Annotated in this window: 15 protein-coding genes; 8 read left to right on the forward strand and 7 right to left on the reverse strand. The window is 45.3% G+C overall.

Annotation, left to right across the window (positions count from 1 at the left end; genetic code table 11):
• Window positions 1-664 precede the first annotated feature (664 nt).
• From K5Q99_RS09790 to K5Q99_RS09815, 6 genes are all read left to right on the forward strand, one after another.
• Window positions 665-2308, forward strand: a complete 1644-nt coding sequence (locus K5Q99_RS09790) for an L-lactate permease (protein ID WP_106651139.1) — start codon at window positions 665-667, stop codon at window positions 2306-2308.
• Window positions 2309-2384: 76 nt separating this feature from the next.
• Window positions 2385-5189 (forward strand): FAD-binding and (Fe-S)-binding domain-containing protein, encoded by a 2805-nt coding sequence (locus K5Q99_RS09795; protein WP_220776746.1) that lies wholly within the window; start codon window positions 2385-2387, stop codon window positions 5187-5189.
• A 301-nt stretch (window positions 5190-5490) separates the two neighbouring features.
• Window positions 5491-6234 carry a (Fe-S)-binding protein gene (locus tag K5Q99_RS09800; protein WP_006085148.1) on the forward strand — a complete coding sequence of 248 codons (744 nt, stop codon included), beginning with the start codon at window positions 5491-5493 and terminating at the stop codon, window positions 6232-6234.
• Between the two features lie 10 nt (window positions 6235-6244).
• Complete coding sequence (locus K5Q99_RS09805; RefSeq protein WP_220776747.1) at window positions 6245-7639, forward strand: lactate utilization protein B; 1395 nt, start codon at window positions 6245-6247, stop codon at window positions 7637-7639.
• Window position 7640: 1 nt separating this feature from the next.
• A complete protein-coding gene (locus K5Q99_RS09810; protein ID WP_006080875.1) occupies window positions 7641-8210 on the forward strand; it encodes a LutC/YkgG family protein in 570 nt (189 codons plus the stop codon).
• Between the two features lie 634 nt (window positions 8211-8844).
• The gene (locus tag K5Q99_RS09815) at window positions 8845-10023 is read left to right on the forward strand and encodes an AAA family ATPase (RefSeq protein WP_220776748.1); all 1179 of its coding nucleotides are present in this window, start codon (window positions 8845-8847) and stop codon (window positions 10021-10023) included.
• Window positions 10024-10180: 157 nt separating this feature from the next.
• On the opposite strand, the gene K5Q99_RS09820 is transcribed toward K5Q99_RS09815, so the two are convergent.
• The 5 genes from K5Q99_RS09820 to K5Q99_RS09840 form a co-directional block, all read right to left on the reverse strand.
• Window positions 10181-10528 carry a hypothetical protein gene (locus K5Q99_RS09820; protein WP_063882654.1) on the reverse strand — a complete coding sequence of 116 codons (348 nt, stop codon included), beginning with the start codon at window positions 10526-10528 and terminating at the stop codon, window positions 10181-10183.
• 340 nt (window positions 10529-10868) lie between these two features.
• Window positions 10869-11378, reverse strand: a complete 510-nt coding sequence (locus K5Q99_RS09825) for a hypothetical protein (RefSeq protein WP_071939135.1) — start codon at window positions 11376-11378, stop codon at window positions 10869-10871.
• Window positions 11379-11465: 87 nt separating this feature from the next.
• Window positions 11466-11831 (reverse strand): glyoxalase superfamily protein, encoded by a 366-nt coding sequence (locus K5Q99_RS09830; protein WP_011846274.1) that lies wholly within the window; start codon window positions 11829-11831, stop codon window positions 11466-11468.
• A gap of 210 nt (window positions 11832-12041) precedes the next feature.
• Window positions 12042-13553, reverse strand: coding sequence for a BAR domain-like protein A BdpA (gene bdpA / locus K5Q99_RS09835; protein ID WP_006085141.1), 1512 nt, complete (start codon window positions 13551-13553; stop codon window positions 12042-12044).
• A gap of 482 nt (window positions 13554-14035) precedes the next feature.
• Window positions 14036-15391 (reverse strand): MATE family efflux transporter, encoded by a 1356-nt coding sequence (locus tag K5Q99_RS09840; RefSeq protein ID WP_220776749.1) that lies wholly within the window; start codon window positions 15389-15391, stop codon window positions 14036-14038.
• Window positions 15392-15791: 400 nt separating this feature from the next.
• Between K5Q99_RS09840 and K5Q99_RS09845 the strand changes: the two genes are divergently transcribed.
• On the forward strand, window positions 15792-17333 hold the full coding sequence (locus tag K5Q99_RS09845; protein ID WP_220776750.1) for an MFS transporter: 1542 nt from the start codon (window positions 15792-15794) through the stop codon (window positions 17331-17333).
• A gap of 99 nt (window positions 17334-17432) precedes the next feature.
• On the opposite strand, the gene K5Q99_RS09850 is transcribed toward K5Q99_RS09845, so the two are convergent.
• Window positions 17433-17957, reverse strand: coding sequence for a DUF3087 domain-containing protein (locus K5Q99_RS09850; protein ID WP_219253093.1), 525 nt, complete (start codon window positions 17955-17957; stop codon window positions 17433-17435).
• A 384-nt stretch (window positions 17958-18341) separates the two neighbouring features.
• Here K5Q99_RS09850 and K5Q99_RS09855 point away from each other — a divergent pair, with 384 nt between their 5' ends.
• Entirely contained in the window at window positions 18342-19103 is a 762-nt protein-coding gene (locus tag K5Q99_RS09855; protein WP_220776751.1) for a substrate-binding periplasmic protein, read from the forward strand.
• Window positions 19104-19181: 78 nt separating this feature from the next.
• Here the strand turns inward: K5Q99_RS09855 and K5Q99_RS09860 are convergent, their stop codons facing one another.
• Window positions 19182-20288 (reverse strand): CobW family GTP-binding protein, encoded by a 1107-nt coding sequence (locus K5Q99_RS09860; protein WP_220776752.1) that lies wholly within the window; start codon window positions 20286-20288, stop codon window positions 19182-19184.
• Window positions 20289-20316: the final 28 nt, after the last annotated feature.

The raw sequence follows: 20316 nt of genomic DNA on the forward strand, positions 1-20316 counted from the left end.
GTATACCGCTGTTCAAAAAACTGAAAGTGACTTAAATAACGGTTATTTAATTTCAAATTAAAGTAAATTTAATTAAGTGACTTACATCACAATAAAATTTCGACTTTAAAAAGCGTGATCTGCATCACTATAAAAAAACATCAGCGAACCATAAAATTAACCAATAAAAATAATCACTTGATAAACTTCAGTGCAATTTCCCTAATTCAACGGCGTCGCCTTGCGTGATCTTAATCACACCTTAAAAATGTCTTAAAAAATCATTAAGAGTCTATTAATGAAATAAATGGATCAGTTAATTGCAATAATGACGATAAATATGAGTGATAGCTCTATTTTTAACAACCATAAAAACAACAAACACAATTTTATATAACCAAAGTAGATATACATCCAAGAGTCTAAGTGATCATTGTCACATATAAGAAAATCCCCTGAGAGAAGCACCCCGCAGCACTGTAAATTAGCATTTCATATAACAGCCAAGATGATCTAGATCATATTAGTCAAGCTCACAATAGCGTCTAGTACACAACACAGAATGTCGAGACCGTAAGTACTTGCAGTATTAACTGCTGATTTATTGGTCAGGGAAGTCGACATGAAGGCAGATGATAAATCCTAATATCAATAATAAGACAGACCACTTTATGAAGAGGCAAGCATGACAATACTTCAACTCCTCGCCAGCTTGACGCCAGTGCTCAGCGTAATGCTATTTTTAGTGTTACTCAGAATGCCTGCATCAAAGGCTATGCCCATATCCATGGTAGTCACTGCGCTCGCCGCTGTGTTTATTTGGCAAATGGATACCACATTACTGGCGGCATCGGTCCTCGAGGGACTGCTATCAGCCATCACTCCATTAACCATCATCTTCGGCGCGGTATTCCTGCTCAATACCCTGAAATACTCAGGTGCAATGGACACTATCCGCGCTGGCTTTACTAACATCAGTGCCGATGCCCGTGTGCAAGTGATCATCATTTGTTGGTTATTTGGCGCCTTTATCGAAGGCAGCGCAGGCTTTGGTACACCCGCCGCGATTGGTGCACCACTGCTTGTACTGCTAGGCGTACCACCGGTTGCCGCTGCGGTTGTTGCTTTGATTGCCGACTCAGCCTGCGTATCATTTGGAGCGATTGGCTTACCTGTGCTCTTTGGGATGGAACAGGGTCTGATCCAAGGTGGCGTAAGCATGGCTGCGGAGCAATTTGCAGCACATGGCGGTAACTATGCTGGTTACGCGCAATATATCGTCATGCATATGATCACTATCGACTTAATCACAGGTTCATTAATCCCGCTGGTCATGGTGACTATGTTGACCGGATTTTTTGGTCGTAATAAATCCTTTAAGGAAGGCTTAGCGATTTGGAAATTTGCGATTTTTGCAGGCCTTGCGTTTACTGTCCCCGCATGGATCATCAACTACCTCGCAGGCCCTGAATTCCCAGCAGTTATCGGTGCATTAATCGGTATGGCACTGGTGATCCCTGTTGCGCGCAAAGGTTATTTGCTTCCTAAAACTCCTTGGAATGATTTTGCCGAAAATGACAGTCAAGAGGGAGTCAAGGTTGAAGCCACAGCCAAATTCTCACAAATAGCCGCTTGGACGCCCTATATCATCATGGCTGCGCTGTTGGTGTTATCTCGTACAGTTATGCCGCTTAAAGCCTGGTTATCAAGCTTCAATATCAGCTGGACAGGTTTAATGGGCACCGAACTTAAGGCCAGCTTCGCGACGCTATACGCCCCAGGCGCCTTCTTCGTCGCCGTGTGTATTCTCGGTTTCTTCCTGTTCAAAATGAAAAGCCCTGCGATTAAGCAAACGGTCGGTGTGTCATGTAAGTCCATGTTACCCACCATTATTTCATTAGGTGCTTCGGTGCCTATGGTGAAAATCTTCTTAAACTCAGGTGCTAATGGTGCAGGTCTTGCCTCTATGCCAGTTGCCCTAGCCGATATGCTTGGCCAGTCAATGGGGGCGGTATGGGCATGGGTGGCGCCTATAGTAGGAATTTTTGGTGCCTTCTTATCGGGTTCAGCCACTTTCTCGAACATGATGTTCTCCAGTCTGCAATACAGTGTGGCTGACAATGTTGGCATGAACCACACATTGGTTTTGGCACTACAAGGTATAGGTGCGAACGCCGGTAACATGATGTGCGTAATGAACGTGGTAGCCGCTGCCACTGTGGTGGGTATGGCGGGTAGAGAATCAGAAATTATCCGTAAGACTATGCCAGTTGCCATCGGTTATGCCCTATTAGCAGGAACCATTGCAACCCTATGGGGTGGCTTCTAATTCATTGATTTAATTGAGAATTCGAAGTCACCACCTATGACTTCGACTTCTGTCAGTTTACAAAGAGAGCAATGCAATGTCGATTAACTACAAATTGGTCATCGATGATCTAAGAGTGCAATTAGGCGACCACCCTGTCACGGATGATCCCGTCCGTCGTTTTGCTTGGTCCACCGATGCGAGTTACTTCAGAATCGTCCCAGAAGTCGTAGTCCATGCCGAGACCCTAGAGCAAGTTAAACAGACCTTAGCGGTAGCCAGGAAGCATAATGCGCCCGTGACTTTTAGAGCAGCGGGCACCAGTTTATCGGGCCAAGCTATCGGTGAGGGCATACTGCTCATTCTTGGTCATGATGGTTTTAGAAAAATAGAAGTCAGTAGCGATGCCAAACAAATTACCTTAGGTGCCGCTGTCATTGGTTCCGATGCCAATGCCGTATTGGCGCCACTTAACCGCAAAATTGGCCCCGATCCTGCGACCATTGCCTCGGCTAAGATTGGCGGTATTGTTGCCAATAATGCTTCAGGTATGTGCTGCGGCACTGCCCAAAACAGTTACCAAACGATCGCCTCTGCAAAGCTGCTTTTTGTCGATGGTACAGAGCTAGATACTGGCTGTGAGAAATCAAAGGCTGAATTTGCTAAAACCCACGGCAAACTACTCGATGCGATCAAAGAGCTGTCACACATGACTCGCCATAATGCGCTATTGGCGGACCGTATTCGTAAAAAATATTCGATCAAGAATACCACTGGCTATGGTATCAACTCGTTACTCGATTTTACCGATCCCTTCGACATCATTAATCATTTAATGGTGGGTATGGAAGGCACCCTCGCCTTCATTAACGAAGTCACCTACAACACAGTCAATGAGGCTAAATTTAAAGCCTCGGCCATGGCCGTATTCCACAATATGGAAGATGCCGCCCGCGCGATTCCATTGATCAACGGTGAGAGCGTTGCTGCGGCTGAGCTCCTCGACTGGCCATCCATCAAAGCGGTAACGGGTAAGCCTGGTATGCCGGACTGGTTATCGGAATTGCCCGCATTATCCGCTATTTTGCTTATCGAATCCCGTGCCGATGACGCGCAAACCCTCGAGGCTTATACCCAAGATGTCACCGCGAAACTCGCCGGCTTTGACTTTATTCGCCCAATGGAATTTAGTACTAACCCAGCAGTTTGTGACAAGTATTGGGCAATGCGTAAAGGCTTATTCCCCATTGTGGGTGGCGAGCGGCCAAAGGGCACCTCGGTCATTATCGAAGACGTAGCCTTTGAACTCGAGCATCTAGCGGCAGCAGCACATGATATTACTGAGCTTTTCCATAAACATGGTTACCCTGAAGGCTGTATCTATGGCCATGCCCTAGCGGGTAACTTCCATTTTATTATTACGCCGACTTTCTCTACCCAAGCCGATATCGACCGCTTCCATGCCTTTATGGACGATATTGCCGATATGGTGATTAATAAGTACGACGGTTCAATGAAAGCCGAGCATGGCACTGGCCGTGCTGTGGCGCCGTTTGTCGAAAAAGAATGGGGGCAAGATGCCTACACCCTGATGAAAAGTATCAAGCAAGTGTTTGATCCTAATGGTATCTTAAACCCAGGTGTTATCCTCAACGACGATAGCAATGTCCACGTTAAAAACATCAAGCCCTGCCCTGTGGTCGATGATTTTGTCGATAAGTGCATCGAATGTGGTTTCTGCGAAAAAACCTGTCCAACATCGGCACTGAACTTCTCGCCGCGCCAGCGTATCGCCACTTTGCGTGAAATCGAGCGCTTAGAGCAATCCGGTGATAAAGCCGCCGCAGCCGAAATGCGCGCCGCCGCGAAGTACGATGTGGTTGATACCTGCGCCGCCTGTCAGCTTTGTACTATTGCCTGCCCGGTTGACAACAGCATGGGCCAATTGGTGCGTAAGTTGCGCACGCCATACATCACGACCACTGAGCAAAAAGTCTTAGATTTCCAAGCCAAACATTTTGGCGCGGTCAACCAAGTGATCAGCTCAGGTTTTGACATGCTCGGGGTTATCCATAAAATCACCGGCGATGGCATCACCAATGCGCTAATGAAAACCGGCCGTTTGATTTCAAAAGAAGTGCCGTATTGGAATCCGGATTTCCCCAAAGGCGGCAAACTGCCAAAACCCTCCCCTGCAAAAGTGGGCCAAGAAACTGTGGTCTACTTCCCTGCTTGTGGCGGCAGAACCTTTGGTCCAACACCAAAAGATCCCGATAATCGCACTCTGCCAGAAGTCGTCGTCACGCTACTGGAACGCGCGGGTTATAACGTGATTACCCCTGAAAAGACCCGCGATTTGTGCTGTGGTCAAATGTGGGAGTCTAAGGGCGACTTTAAAAATGCCGATGCCAAACGCCAAGAGCTTATCGATGCGGTGAGCAAAATGACCAACGGCGGCAAGTTGCCTGTGGTCGTCGATGCACTGTCTTGTACCTATCGCACCCTCACGGGTAACCCCAAAGTACAAATTATCGACTTAGTTGAGTTTATGCACGACAACTTGCTAACTAAGCTCAACATCAGCAAAAAAGTCAATGTAGCACTGCACTTAGGTTGTAGCGCCCGCAAGATGAAACTTGAACCTAAGATGCAGGCTATTGCCGATGCGTGCTCAGCCCAAGTGCTTAAACCTGCGGGAATTGACTGCTGTGGTTACGCGGGTGAAAAAGGCTTGTATAAACCAGAAATCAACGCCAGTGCACTGCGTAATATCAAAAAGCTCATTCCTGTCGAGATTAAGGAAGGCTATTACGCCAACCGTATGTGTGAGGTCGGTTTGACTCAACACAGTGGCATTTCCTATCGCCATTTGGCTTATCTACTCGAAGAGTGCAGCCGCTAAAACACTGACTAAACGGGGCTCAAAGTAGCCCCGTTTTTCTTTATAAGACAACTATTCTCATTTATCGGCCGACACGCTTCAACTTGTAGTTAAATTACAAAATAAAACCATAATAAAACAATTAAAATCATAAACTTAAAATATTCTCATTTTTGCAAAAATCTACAAGCTCATTTACTAAATTAGGGCTACTTATTTACTTTAGATAGGCCTATATTTGATCAACTACCTTAGCATTTGTGTGGACTTTGGGGGCACAATGCAAGGCAATGTCGTTCACTAACAAGAAAGAGAAAACACAATGAAAATCGCCCTTTTCATCCCGTGTCTAGTCAATCAAATGATGCCAGAGGTTGCTATTGCCACCTTAGAATTATTAGAGAAACTTGGGCACCAAGTGATTCTACCTGCGGGTCAAACATGCTGTGGCCAGCCGATGACAAACTCAGGTTGCTTCGATGCAGCGCGCAGTACCACCCTTAAATTGCTCAACGCCTTTAAGGGAGTGGAATGCGACGCTATTGTTTGCCCAGCCGCCTCTTGCTTAGTGGCCGCCAAAGAAAACTTCCACGAGTTTGATAGCAGCCCTGAAGCGCAAGCTGTGATCAACAAGCTCTATGAACTGACAGAATTTTTGCACGATATCGCGCCGATCCCAGCCTTTACCAAGCCCTTCGCGCACAAGGTAAGCCTGCAACTGAGTTGCCATGGCATTCGCATGTTAAGCCTTGCCACCCCAAGTGAGCAAATGGGGCCAAGATTTAACAAAGTCGAAGCTGTATTGGCCAATATTGCAGGCATAGACATAGTGTATCCAGACCGCCGTGACGAATGCTGCGGCTTTGGTGGCACCTTCGCCGTCGATGAAGGCGCAGTGTCGGCCAAAATGGGCAAAGACAAGGCCCAAGCCCATGCTGCAACCGGTGCTGAATATGTGGTGGGTTTTGATCCCTCATGCCTATTGCACCTCGATGGCATGATCCGCAGACAGCAATTGCCGATTGAAATTCGCCACATAGCGCAAGTGCTGAACGCCGCGCTCTAGGAGACTCACCATGGCTTACAATCATAATCACGGGGCTCAAGGCTCACAGGTCCATGCCCATAAAGCCGATATTTTTTGCCGCGACGAAACCCGTGTCGACTGGCATTCAAAAGCCCTGTGGATGCTCAGAGAAAAACGCGACCGCGCCGCGGGTAGCATCCCAGAGTGGGAACAACTGCGTCAGTTAGGCTCAGAAATAAAGCTGCATACCCTAACCCATCTTGCTCAATATCTTGAAACCTTTGAACAAAACTGTATTGCCAACGGCATACAAGTCCATTGGGCCAAAGATGGCGCCGAGCACAATAGCATCGTCCATGACATTTTATCCCGCCATAAAGTCAAAAAATTGGTGAAGTCTAAGTCTATGCTGACCGAGGAATGTCACCTCAATCCGTACTTAGAACAGCGCGGCATTGAAGTCATCGATACCGACTTAGGTGAGCGGATTATTCAGCTCGCCAAAATGCCGCCATCACACATAGTTGTGCCCGCGATCCATATGAAGAAAGAAGAAGTCGGCGACCTCTTCCATGAGAAAATCGGCACTAAAGCGGGGGGATCCGATCCCTTGTATTTAACCCGCGCCGCCCGTGCCCACCTGCGTGAACAGTTTCTTAGTGCCGATGCCGCGATGACAGGCGTGAACATGGCGATTGCCGATAAAGGCGCCGTGGTGGTTTGCACCAACGAAGGCAACGCCGACATGGGCGCTAACCTGCCTAAGTTGCAGTTGCATTCAATGGGTATCGACAAAGTGGTGCCCGATATCGATAGCGCGGCCGTCTTGCTACGCACTCTGGCGCGCAACGCCACGGGCCAACCGGTTACGACTTACAGCGCCTTTTACCGTGGCCCACAGCCCGAAGGTGAGATGCATATTATTATCGTCGACAACGGCCGCACTGAGATGCTCAAGGATAAAATCCTTGCAGAATCATTGAAGTGTATCCGTTGTGGTGGTTGCCTCAATACCTGTCCTGTGTATCGTCGCTCTGGCGGTTACAGCTACAACTACACCATTCCGGGCCCAATTGGCATCGCAGTGGGCGCTAAGATTGATGACACTAACTCGATTGCTTGGGCCTGTACCTTGTGCGGCAGCTGTACCTATATCTGCCCGACTAAGGTGCCGCTCGATAAGATTATTTTCCACCACAGACGCCTTAAGGCTGAAGCTGGAAAACTCCCCTATGGCAAAAACAGTTACATGCCATTAGTGGGTAAATTTATGGCAAGCGAAACCATGCTGAACTGCTCTTTGAGTGTGGCGAGAACCGCGCTGCGCATTCTACCGGGTAGTCTGTTAAAACCCTTTAGCGGTGCATGGGGTAAATACCGTGAACTGCCCGTCGCCCCGAACTCCAGCTTCGAAGCTTGGTTTAAGAAACACAGGAGCCTATAAGATGTCTAGTAAACTTGAAATTCTCAATGCGCTCAAACTGTCGGCCTTAACAAATCATCCTATGCCAAGCATAGATGTGACGCCAAGGGTCGAAAATCTCGTCGGCCAGTTCGAGACCAACCTCAATACTGTCGCGGGTACGCTGCATAAAGAAGGTGGCTTAGTCGCCCTGCAAGCCAAAGTCGATGAACATATCGCCCAAGGGTTACAGGTCATCTCCCTTGTAGAGGGTGTCACGGCAAACCGTGAAATGCCACCCACTGCCCACGAGCTCAAAAACATAGATTATGCTGTGATCCCAGGTGACATTGGCGTTGCCGAAAACGGTGCCATTTGGGTGAACAATAAGAATTTAGGCCACAGAGTCACGCCTTTTATCTGTGAAAACCTGATCTTAGCCCTGCCAGCGAATAAGATTGTGCCGACCCTACATCAGGCAGCTAAAGAAATCACGCTAGCCTCAGGTGAGTTCGGGGTGTTTATCGCGGGTCCATCAAAAACCGCCGATATCGAACAAGCTCTAGTCGTCGGTGCCCACGGCGCCTGCAGCTTGAACGTGTATTTGCTCTGATGCCTATAGATTTAATGTAACCAAGAAAATTCAAGGGTTACAGGACAATCGAACACGAAAGCCGCCTTCATTAGCGGCTTTCTTATTGAGACTTCGCTGAATGATATTTGAGTTGTAGGCTGATAAACCACTAACACAGCTTACCAATTAACGTTTATTGACAAGCAGTTTACAGGCTTGCCATGGCATTCACTCACCGACTCGGTGAATAGAAACCTAGGGCCTCTAAGTTTATGAACGAGAGCCATGGTCGTTCTCATGCATCCCTGCATTGCACGACATTCAGGCGTCCTGCCTATCAGATAGCGAACTGGCAGTTAAACACGGATGTTGTTCAAGTCAGTCCGTGGATGCAGAGCCGCTCCATCCAACTCTTTGATGAACGGCGCCATCCCTGATATTCATCCGTTTACTTTAGTGAGCACTTAAATATCAATCTAATATTAAGATGTTGATTTAAAGTGTGATATTGCTGCGACCTAAGGCAATCGTTAGTGATAAGTAGGGGATCTTTATCAAGTCGCTTTAACCACGTGCGATAGCGCACATACTGAGGATACCTTAGTAGTATCCTCGACTCGGTTGGCTGTATTCTCGACTATGTCTATTAGGCATTTATAGTAAAGGTGAGTAAATGAACGAGGTATTACTACAAATAAAGGCGCTCACCAATGGTGATCCTTTGTTGACGGCTGTCATTGTTGGAGTATTAACATTAACGTTAATTGGACTCGTAGGCTACATGCTAAAAGATGTCCCCGCGAAGCTGTTAAGTTGGCTCAGTTGCCTACTGTTTGTGCGGCTCACTATCGACGATAGCCATCAGGCGCGCACAGAGGTATTCAATAAACTGTCCTTTTTGATCAGTAATACTACCATTCCGTTTTTTTCACGCTCTATCTCTGAGGCTGTGTACTTTGACTATAGTATGAGTTACGACGGGCGTGTCAGTGTTAAGTCTATCGGCTACGGTATGCACCTGTTTAAATACGATGGTTGTATCATGTTGGCGACCCGTACTAAGGTCGATAGTACGATGGCATACGATACTATTACTGTAAGTGCACCATGGTGGGCAAAAGATAAACTACATAGTTTTTTAGAAGATACTCGTGGAGACATCTCTACTGAGCCGAAAGTTAATATTTTCGAAGAAACCGAATGGTGTCGTTATGGCATATTGAAATCATCGGGTTTTAGTGAATTAGTGCTTGATGAAGGGTTTAAGCAGGAGTTGATGGGGGAAGTTGATAACTTCGCAAGTAGGGGGGAATCGGTTGTAAGTAAGCTAACCATACTGTTACATGGAAAAACGGGTACGGGTAAGACGGGTATAGCGAGAGCCTTAGCCGTTGAGTATCATCGCGATCTATACATATTGAATCTATCGACTGTAAATGATGCCACTATTCATAAGGCTATTAGAAAAGTACCGCCCGGAGCTATGTTGTTAATCGAGGACTGTGACTGTGTAAAGGCTACGGTATCACGAACTGCTGAAAGCAATGCAGATAACCCACCACTCACTTTAGGTGGCGTTCTAAACGCGTTAGACGGAATCATTCCTCTTGATGACTGCCTTGTAATAATGACCACAAATCATCCTGATAATCTTGACCCAGCGTTGATACGTAAAGGTCGTGTAGATGTCAGTATTGAAGTACCACTTATTAGTGCAAAACAAGTTAATGAAGACTACTTTGAGCGTTTTGGCGCAGTTCTTAATAGAACTGAGCCATTGTTAGGTTGTGAAGTCTATGAACTCCATCGCAGAGCGAACTTAAGATATGGAGTGTGTTGTAAGCCAGTGTAACCCTCTTCCTCTGTAATAGACGGGAGTGTCTTCAACACTTATCTGAGTTCTGCGAGGGGGCGGCATACAAACCTCCTTGTTTAATGCTTAACCCAAGCATAGTCAGAAATTAACAACTGCACTATAAAGCGCTGGGTGTCTTTGTATTCATCAGAGCTTAAAGCCACTCATGCTTGAAACCTTTTCTTGTCATTAAAGCGTGAGAAAAAACGAAACCCAAAACTGGTGTAAAAAATAAAGTAAATAAAACCCATATGGCAGGGCTACTTTTATTTTTGGATGCTAATACACCTAAAGGAATGCAATACACAAACAGTAAGGCTCCTATGTAAATCCCAAGTTCCAACTCTTTATTGATAATGGCGAAGGCAACCATGATAAAAATGGAAACTAGAGCCATGCACAAGATTGCGTACCATTTTCTATTTTCACGTTTATATTTGATAAACGCTTCTTCACCAAGTAATACTTTTTGGCTTATTTCTAAACCACGTACAGTTTGCATAATTTGACCTTAAGTTCTAATGATTAGCGAAACGTAGTGAGCGATTTGAGCTACTTGGATAACGCAAAAATCCGGCCATCCATTTTAGGTAAACAACATAATGCACTTTTGGTTTGTCTACAACTTGTACGAGCAAAAATTGCTTAAATTAGAGTCATTAAAAGTTGAAGGGCTAAAGCTGAGACATGAAATTGAGCTAACTCATTAAAAAATTGATGTATTTAAGACATGCCCACCCAATAAAACAAATGGGCAGTGATTGATTTGGATAAGCAAGGTTACAGTGAGTTGCAGGACATGACATCCCATTTTTAAGCTAGGCCAGTCAATAATTGATTTTTTACTTTTTATAAGGGAACGACCAAGTGTTCTTGGGCGTTTTTATATTTGGATTAACCAATCGCAATGCATCGTATAGTTCGCTTCGCTTATATGGATAGTTGGGACTCAATAAAACTGATGAACCATTATTCATTTTCACTGAAATAAGGCTAGCGTTTGCGCCTATATCTGTACTGTGTTCAATTTCAATAATGTCTTGCGGATTGACGCTGAACGTCCATTCTTTAAAAGTAGGATGAAATGAGCTCAACTCAGAATTTGTAAGCTTGATATAAAATTTTGCCGGATGAGTAAGTAACCATGCTGCTAGCAACAATAGTACAAGCTCTGAGCCCACAACAATATATTTTATATAAAACAAGAATTCGTCATAAAAAGGCTCATTTTTTGAAATCAACATCCAAATAAGCCAAAGGATAAGCGGCAAAAATAGCATATTGAAAACGAGCACTTTGGCTTGTTGTTTTCGGCTTCTTTCGTAATAGAAAAATGTGCGTTCGATATGCATACATTTAACGCCCAGATTTAGCACGAAAAGCTTCGCGGCGGGTTGACGTTGCAGCCGGCACTTTTTGCTGGCGATAACATTTGTTTGTTATGTATCCGATGATTCATTAAACAATAACTTATTTGAAAATGGATCTGTCACAGTGAAACACCTCGCCCCCCAAGTTGCCTCTTCAATGCTTGGCTTATTATATTTGTATGGCATTGCAGTAATTTGTGTAAAAAGTTTATCTAGGTTGCTGACATTCACGAAAACCTTACTGCCAGGCGTGCAGTCACCGGAATGTTCACTTAGGTGTAAAACAAAATTGCCAAGCGACACTTGCATATAAATAGGGTAACCCTCTTCAAAACGATGTTCCCAATCTAACTCCATGCCAAGAAAACCAAGATAAAACTCTTTGGCTTTATCTTCATCAAAAATCCGCATAATTGGGATAGCCTGAAACTCCATGTCAACAACTCCATCACTGATAAAACCAAACAACTGACTATTCTAAATCGACAACATAATGCACTTTAGGGTTACCTACAACACGCTCAGATTAAAATGGCTTATTAAACGAGCGCTTTGACAAATTGAGGATATAAAAAATGGCAGCGAAAAAGACTTGCGCTGCCATTTCGGTGAAAAAAGCTCAGTCGATGTTGTTACAACAATCCTTTACATAAAGGCTTTAGTGAACGCTTCCTTCGACTGGCGAATGTAGTTACGGGCGCTTTGGGCGTGTTGCTCCCATACGGCGCGATCGCTTGGGTCGGTGAAGGGGTTTTGTTCAGTGGCAATCGAACGTTCAAATTTATCGTAGAAGGTTAGCATGGCCGAAGTGATCTGGTTAAAACGCTCCTTAAACTCTTGAAATTCATCAATCTTCTCAGTGGTTTTAATCATGTATTGCACCAGTTCAGCATTGCTATTCGAAGCTAGTAAGGCTTCTGCTTTAGCGCTGATATTGGCACTCGCCTCAGTAATCACAAGTGCTCGGGTCTGCTCGTCTTTACTCATCACTCGGCTGTAGTTTTCAGGCGTGCGGGCAATGCCGGCATGCTGTAAATAGCCGCGTAGATGCTTATCGAGATCCTTACGGAACGTATCTAAGTTCTTCTGCATGCTGACTAAATCATTGTCTAGTGCCGTGACTTGTTGCAGCTCTTTTTCGATTTCAGACATAAAGCGTTCGGCCTGCTGATAAATTTTCAGGCCATTTTCTTCGGCAAACTTTTTATCGCTACGACTCAAGTCGCTGTTGTCATAATTAGAGCGATCGAAGGTCGCGGCCAAGAATGATTTAAAAGGTTCGGCAAAGGCGGAATAAGCACCGGCACTGACCACATTTAAGGTCGCGGTGGCTAAGTCGCCAAAGGGTTTCACCATAGAACCCAAGCGTGCCTGCTGGATAGGTGATGCCACACGTTTAGTGTCGGATAGCACCGACCTAAAGGTGTTATATCCCATAGGGTTAGACATCTTGTTGCGCTCAGAGGTTGCCAACACAAAGGTGATACTGGAATAGATGGCATTCGAGTATTCGAGGTATTGTCTTTGGCTCTCAAGCTGGGCGGCGTAGTTTTTACCTAAGGTGCGGAACGACTCAGACTGCACTTCGTAATTCTTGTCAGCTTTAAGCTTATCTAAAATCCCGCCGATAATTTTCTGCTCATTTTTTTGCAGGGCCATATCGAGGCGAATTTTATCTAAGCTCAAATCATCCAGACTGATGGGGCCATTAATGGACTCAATGTCGAGGCGAATATACTGGCGGCTCGGATCGTCGATAGAGACTCTGTGCGCCAAATACTCGTTCGCACCCGGAGTGATATCGATTAAGGCAACATGCTGCCACTGGGCATCGAGCTTTAATACTGGTGAGGTTAATACATTGATTCGATACTGGGTTTGAGTATTTTGAGTTTTAACCCAAAACTCCAACAGACCCGCTTCAGAAATGGGGTACTTGCTGACTATGCTGCTATTGCCTTCGGCACATAACAGCGCACTTTCACCACTGTGGGGTTCAGCGCCTTCAAATTGACAACCCATGATCCACGACCAAGGTTGAGATAAACGATTGCCTTCAAAGTCGCTGGCAAACACTAACTCATTCTCTTTGGCACTGGCATTAACAGTGGTTAACACGCCAAGCAACAGCATAGAAATGACTGCAGTGGTGCGCATAAGGGCCTCATAAAACATAAATTACTAAAATCAACGAGCGAGTCATTCGGCTCAATACCCAGTTATATCGACGATCAACTGACCCAAATTTCAAAGCGAATCTAGCTGGTTTTCTGAGGATTATGACCTCGAAAAAACCGCCCGCTTGAAGGCGTCATTTTTGATAGCAGATTAAACCAGCGAAATGTATCAGAGGCCATCATCCCACGCTAGCCCTAAGTCATGTTTGGCGCAGAAAGATAGTAGTTGAATGGCAATCGGGGCCATAAATCGCCCCGATACTGAAAACAATCGTGAACTTAATGGTGAAATCAATTATAAAATCGATTATGAAACTCAGGGAAAACTAACTACTTATGCCTCTGTTCATATATCTATTCTTACCGCTTGTCTGGCCGCTTATTTTGCCTTCCTTTGCCCTCTTCCCTCATCATCAGCGCACGCAAAAAAACAGCCAAAACCAAGACCCAAGCAAAACAGGATTATTGCAGCCGCACCTCGACTCGCTTCATGGCGTAGAACATCCATATCGTCAGAATAGTGCTACAGGTTGCGAGCGATACCCACACACCAATCACGCCAAACATCCAAGCGAAGCAGTAGATAATCGCCGCGATCAGGATAAGTTTCGCGCCCGTCAGCATAGAGGCTTGTTTCGAGCAATTAATCGCTTGGAAGAAACTCGCACCGACTAAGATTAAACCTTCCATTGGTAAGCCCCAGAAATACCAGCGCATCCCTTCAATCGCCACGGGCGTTAGGTTCTGATTATCGCCGGCAAACAAATACACTAGCCATTCAGGGCGGGAATAAATCAGCGCTAAGCCCAAGGCAGCGGTGAGCAGCGTCATGCCAAAGGCAATATTACGTGCTTGCTTAACCCTATCGAAACGCCCAGCGCCCGCATTAAAGCTATAAATGGGTTGCGTGCCGAGGGCAATACCTTCAAAAATCAGATAGAAGAATGCTTCTGTGTAACTGACTACGCCATAGGCTGCCACGTGTAAGGGACCGCCCACCCACAAAAATGCCGTGTTGTGTAGGGTTAACACTATCGACAAATAAAGGTTCATCAAAAAGCTGGGTAAACCCACGCGGGCTATGTTCAAGCAATTGTCGAGCTTAAGCTTCATCTGCTCAAGGTCGATCCTCAACTGAGTCCGAGGACTGAAAAAGTGCTGCAAACACAAAAGCCCAGTAACCGCCTGCGACATCATAGTCGCAATCGCAGCGCCCGCTAAACCAAAGGGGAAGACCACAATAAATAGCCAATCTAAGAAAGTGTTTAATACACCGCCCAAGATCAACACCCAAGTCACCATAGATGGCCTGCCATCATTACGCAGCAGTGTGGTGAAGGTCATTGAAATTATGGGAAAATGACACAGTGCAAAATACCAGAATAAGTATTCATTAGCATTTTCGAGCATCTCCCCTTGCGCCCCAAGGGCGACCAAAATATCTCGCGAGAATATCCCGCCAACAAGGGCAAAAAAGCATCCGGTTAATAAACATAACGTAAAGGCATTACCCAGTAGTTTACGGGCCTTGACTACATTACCTTGACCAAGATTGATCGACACTAATGCCGCGCTACCCATACCTATCATGGCGCCAATAGCGTATAAAATCGCGCCCACAGGGTAAGCTAACATCATCCCCGCCAGCCCTGTTTCACCTAAATAGTGGCCAACAAAGATGCCATCAATTGTCACATATACGCCCGTCACCAACATAGAAGCTATGGTGGGTATGGTATAGCGCCAAAAAAGCTTCGCAATCGGCTCCTCGAGCAAGCTCATATCCGCAGGAGCATGATTAGATGTTGTTGCTGTCATTAGCGTTTCTCACAAAAAGGGGAGCTAGAGTCGTATCTATCTAGAAAAATGATCGGGTGAACAAAAATGCGACAATGGATTGTACCTAAAAATAGCGAGAACTCAAAGCATGTTCATTGTGAATAATTAACAATAAAGATTAATTATCACAATGACTTAAGCAGAAACAGTCCAATTTCAGCCAAATGACAAACTCAGTACAGTTCAATAACAGATGTGGGTTAATTCATCATTTTCTGCTACTTTTTTGGTGTTTAAGGCCGAATTAGGTAAAGTATCCGTTCAAGCAAGCCCATTATCGTATTTAAACAAGATGAAATCATTAACTTCATAAATTTAAGTTTTTGATAATTAATGGGTTAAACAGAAATAAATTCAATAACAATAATAAGGGAAGGACATGAGTCAGAATAGTCCAAATGCAGGCAACGATCTGCGAGAAGTCAAACAGCTCGGCATGTGGGCCTCCATTACTAGCTTAGGTTATGTGTTTTGGTTAGTTGGCGGGATGGAGTTAGTCGAGCGTATCGCCTACTACGGTGTTAAAGCCAGTGCAGGGCTGTACGCTAAAGCGCCAGAGTCTGCGGGCGGCCTTGGTATCAGCCTGAGTGACTACGGCATTATTATTTCCCTCTGGGCGATCATGCAAACCTTTGTGCCCGTGTTCACCGGTGGCATGTCTGACCGAGTGGGCTACAAAGAAACCATCTTCGGCTCCACCATCATTAAAATCTTTGGCTATCTCGTCATGGCATTCTTCCCCAGCTTTTGGGGCTTCCTTGTCGGTGCATTACTCCTTGCCATTGGCACAGGGATATTTAAACCGGGCATTCAAGGCACCTTAGTGCTGTCCACTAATCGCAATAACACTTCAATGGCTTGGGGCATTTTTTACCAAGTTGTAAACATTGGCGGTTTCCTCGGACCCTTAGTTGCCGTACATATGCGCCAATTGTCGTGGGACAATGTATTTTTCGCCTGCGCCGCAATTATCTCACTCAACTTCTTATTCTTACTCACCTATACCGAGCCTGGTAAAGCCGAGCGACTGGAACGCAATAAGCAAATAAAATCGGGTGAAGTCGAACAAGAATCCCTGTGGCGTGATGCTTGGCGCGAGCTGAAAAAGCCGATTGTAATCTACTATATGCTCGTTTTTTCAGGATTTTGGTTCTTGTTCAATGCCCTATTCGATGTGCTGCCTATCCATATTTCCGAATGGGTCGATACCAGCGTAATCGTCACCTCTCTCTTTGGCAGCGAAGGCACCAGTAACGGTATTCTACAATTTTGGCTTGGCCTCAATAACGAAGGCACTAAGGTGATGCCCGAAGGCATGTTAAACCTCAATGCGGGCCTGATCATGACCTGCTGTTTTATCGTCGCGGCACTGACGGCTAAATACCGTATTACTACCGCTATGTTTATTGGTTGTTTGCTGAGTATTTTAGCTTTTGTGTTTATCGGTGCTTTCCATGCGGCATGGTTTATCGTTTTCGCGATTGCCATGTTCTCCATTGGCGAAATGATGATTAGCCCGAAGAAAAACGAGTTTATGGGTAATATTGCTCCCGAAGGTAAAAAAGCCATGTACTTGGGATTTGTGATGTTGCCCCAAGGGATCGGCTGGGGATTAGAAGGCTATTTTGGCCCTAAACTCTATGAGATTTATGCATCAAAGGAATTGTTTTCGCGGGATTTATTGCTAGAGCGCGGCATGAACAGCACTGAGGTCAGTGCCATTCCCCAAGGTGAAGCCTTTACTACCTTGGTGAGTTACACAGGTGAAAACGCACACGATCTCACCCAATTGCTGTACCACAGCCATAACATTGGCATGGCGTGGTACATCATCGCCGCCATAGGGACTATCTCTGCGGTGGGGATTTTTATCTATGGTAAGTGGTTACTCACACTACAAAGAGCCCAGCAAGCCGCATAAGTGAAACTCGCTGACCTCATTTTGGGCAAGGACGACAAAGACAAGATAAGGGCTAGATATGGCAAGGTGAGGAGCGATCCTCATCTTGCCTCATCAGTATCAGAAAGGACGCGTCAGCAGCTCAGGCGTAAATTGTTCAGGCGAAAGCAATAAGCCTAGGCTTTCGATTTGTGCATTCAAACGATTGAGATCTTGAGTCAGTGCCGGTAAGGTCAGGGTATTATCATCGAGTACATACACTTGCCTTAAACTGGTGTAATAAAACAGCAATATAATCAAAGCATTCACGTCATTTTGCGCCGCAGCGGCTTTAATCTTTATCAACTTGCGATAGATACGATTATGGAGTTGCTTTAATTGCCACACATAATAAATTTCGCTGAAGAAGGATTTATCCTTCAAGTTGTAAATCACTGCGCTACACAGACCCAGACTGAAAATCACGCCTAAGAGATTCAAGTGAAAATTACCTGTAGGCTCACCCGGCACAGGCGTCGCACCAAACAGCGCAATGAGTCCAGTACCAAAAATCAGTGATAACACGACTAAGCTAACAACTAGAATAACAATGAATAAATTCATGTTTTTACGATACAAGGTTTTATCTATTTCCTGCAGCTTCATAACATCCCGCTCAAATAAACCGCCCAGCATTGGCGTATAAATCAATGAATGGCAGAGCATACCCCAATCCCCTTTATTCGGCCTTAACTGATTTAAACGCATAACGAAAATACATTTCTCCCCCTTATCCGCGAGCGATACAAACTGAAACCTTTAAGCGTACCTAAGCAGGCTGAGGGATAGGATGATGTATCGATTGAAGATCAACGGCTTAATGCCCTTACGATTAATCTTCCATTTATTTCAAAACATTAAAATGTTAACGTGCAATCAAATCTGAGTAAAATTTGCTAACCTTAACCCTAGTGAATTGCATAACGATATCGCCGCTTTTACGAGAGACAGTGTTCTAACCTCCCGCATTCAAACCACACAAGGAATGCCATGATACTCAGCAAAGGCTTTGCACAAGTCGTCCTTTTGGCGCTCAGCAGCCTTTGCTTGACTGCACAGGCCAAAGACCTGCTCGCAGTGGGTTCGAGTTTCAGTCAAATTTTTGAACTACAAGCCAATGGAGAATATACCGGCTTAGGTGTCGATATTTTGAATCGCTTCGCCCAGCAGCAAAGTGTGAACATTCACTATCAAATTACCCCTTGGCGCCGCGCTATCTCTATGGTTGAACGTGGCCAAGCGGATATTCTTATTGGTCCCTACGATACCCCAGAGCGTGAAGCGAACTTGGCTTTTGCGACGAAAGCCTTTTACCGCGATAATATGGTGTTTTATGCTCGGGCAGACAATGAAATAGTGTGGAATGGCGACTATGCCAGTATTAAAACGCAACGGATTGGAAAAATGCAGGGCTGGAGTTATGGCCCGACGTTTAATGAACAAACTAAATCTTTTAATATCAATGAATTTGTCGATATTAAAAGCGGAATAGAACGGCTTTCGCGGGGTGATTTAGATCTACTCGCCACCAATAGTCGCAATACAAATGCAGTGCTCGCCCAAATCAAAATCCCTAAAGCAATTACGCCAATCATGCCGATAATCGATGTGCGAGACGGCTTTATGGCTTTTCCGAAACAAGCTAAATTTGATCCGCTAAGAACTCGTTTTGACAGCTTCTTCGAGGAGATGATCCAAAATGGCACACTCACGACACTCGGCCAAAAATACCGCGTAACCTTGCCTTACTGATCCGGCCTTACTGTTCCCACCAAACCCGCCCCTCTTATCTTTGCTCACACCTGTAATAAAGAGTGATGGGGAACTCTGTTAGCTAAGACAAGCAATCAACTGCAGCTCAATCTCATCCCAATTGACTTCGTCCATGGTAATCATTTCTAGTCTGGAATCTAAGGTGTCATCGAGTTCAACTACAGTAAATTCATGGTCAATCCAGTTAAATCCCGCAATTCCATCAGTAGTGATCATCACGGCCTTTAATCTAAGCAACACTTGCCCAAAGTTGGATGACTGAGCTTGCCGCTGAATAAAATCCATTAATTTATCAAAATCAAATTCTTGGCTCGGTTCAAACACCCAGCCGCAGCTAAAACAACCTTCACCTTGATTCTGCTTTCGCACTATACCGCGATCATCAAAATCAAGTGCGGCTTCGATTGCACCTTCGGCAAAGAGGCTCAACTCACTCAAGCGAGAACCACCAGCACGAAACAAGCTTGGGGCAGTCGTCGGTAGACTACCCAGCTTTAGGCCCGCGCTAGCATGCCCATTTATATTGAGTGACACGCGCCTTGGTTGGTTAAGATAGTCCAGCAAAGCGCTAGGTAAAGGCTGTTGATTTGAGTGACTCACTAAAGGAATATCAGTACGTTCAATATGGCTTAAATAAGTCTGCAATTCATAGAGTAACTTAGTATTTTCAGCATCATACAAGTCAGACTTAGTTGCGATGATCACATCGGCCACTTGCAACTGTTGAATAAAATTTGCATGTTCACGATAGCGAGGATCGTGGATCTTACGCGCGTCCACCAAACATAGGGTGCTACGCAGTGAAATCACATTCTGATAATGGGGCGCACTCAATACTTTAATGATTTCATTAGGATGCCCAAGCCCAGTCGGTTCAATCAATAAGCGGTCAGGTTTCGCTTTCGCAATCAACTGATTGATGGCCACTTGTGTCGGTACGCCCGCGGCGCAGCACATACAGCCACCCGCAACCTCACGAATTTGTATGCCGTTATCGGAGGAGTTCAGTAACCCCGCATCAATGCCGACCTCACCAAATTCATTGACCAGTACTGCCCAAATTTCATCCGCGGGTTTAGTCGCCAGCAATTGCTTAATCAGAGAGGTTTTACCTACACCTAAAAAACCTGTAATGATATTGGTGGGAATCGCTTTGATAATCATAAGGAAACTCGCTCGAATAGAAAGCTTG

The sequence above is a fragment of the Shewanella hafniensis genome, assembly GCF_019655335.1.
In the GTDB taxonomy this organism is placed as follows: domain Bacteria; phylum Pseudomonadota; class Gammaproteobacteria; order Enterobacterales; family Shewanellaceae; genus Shewanella; species Shewanella hafniensis.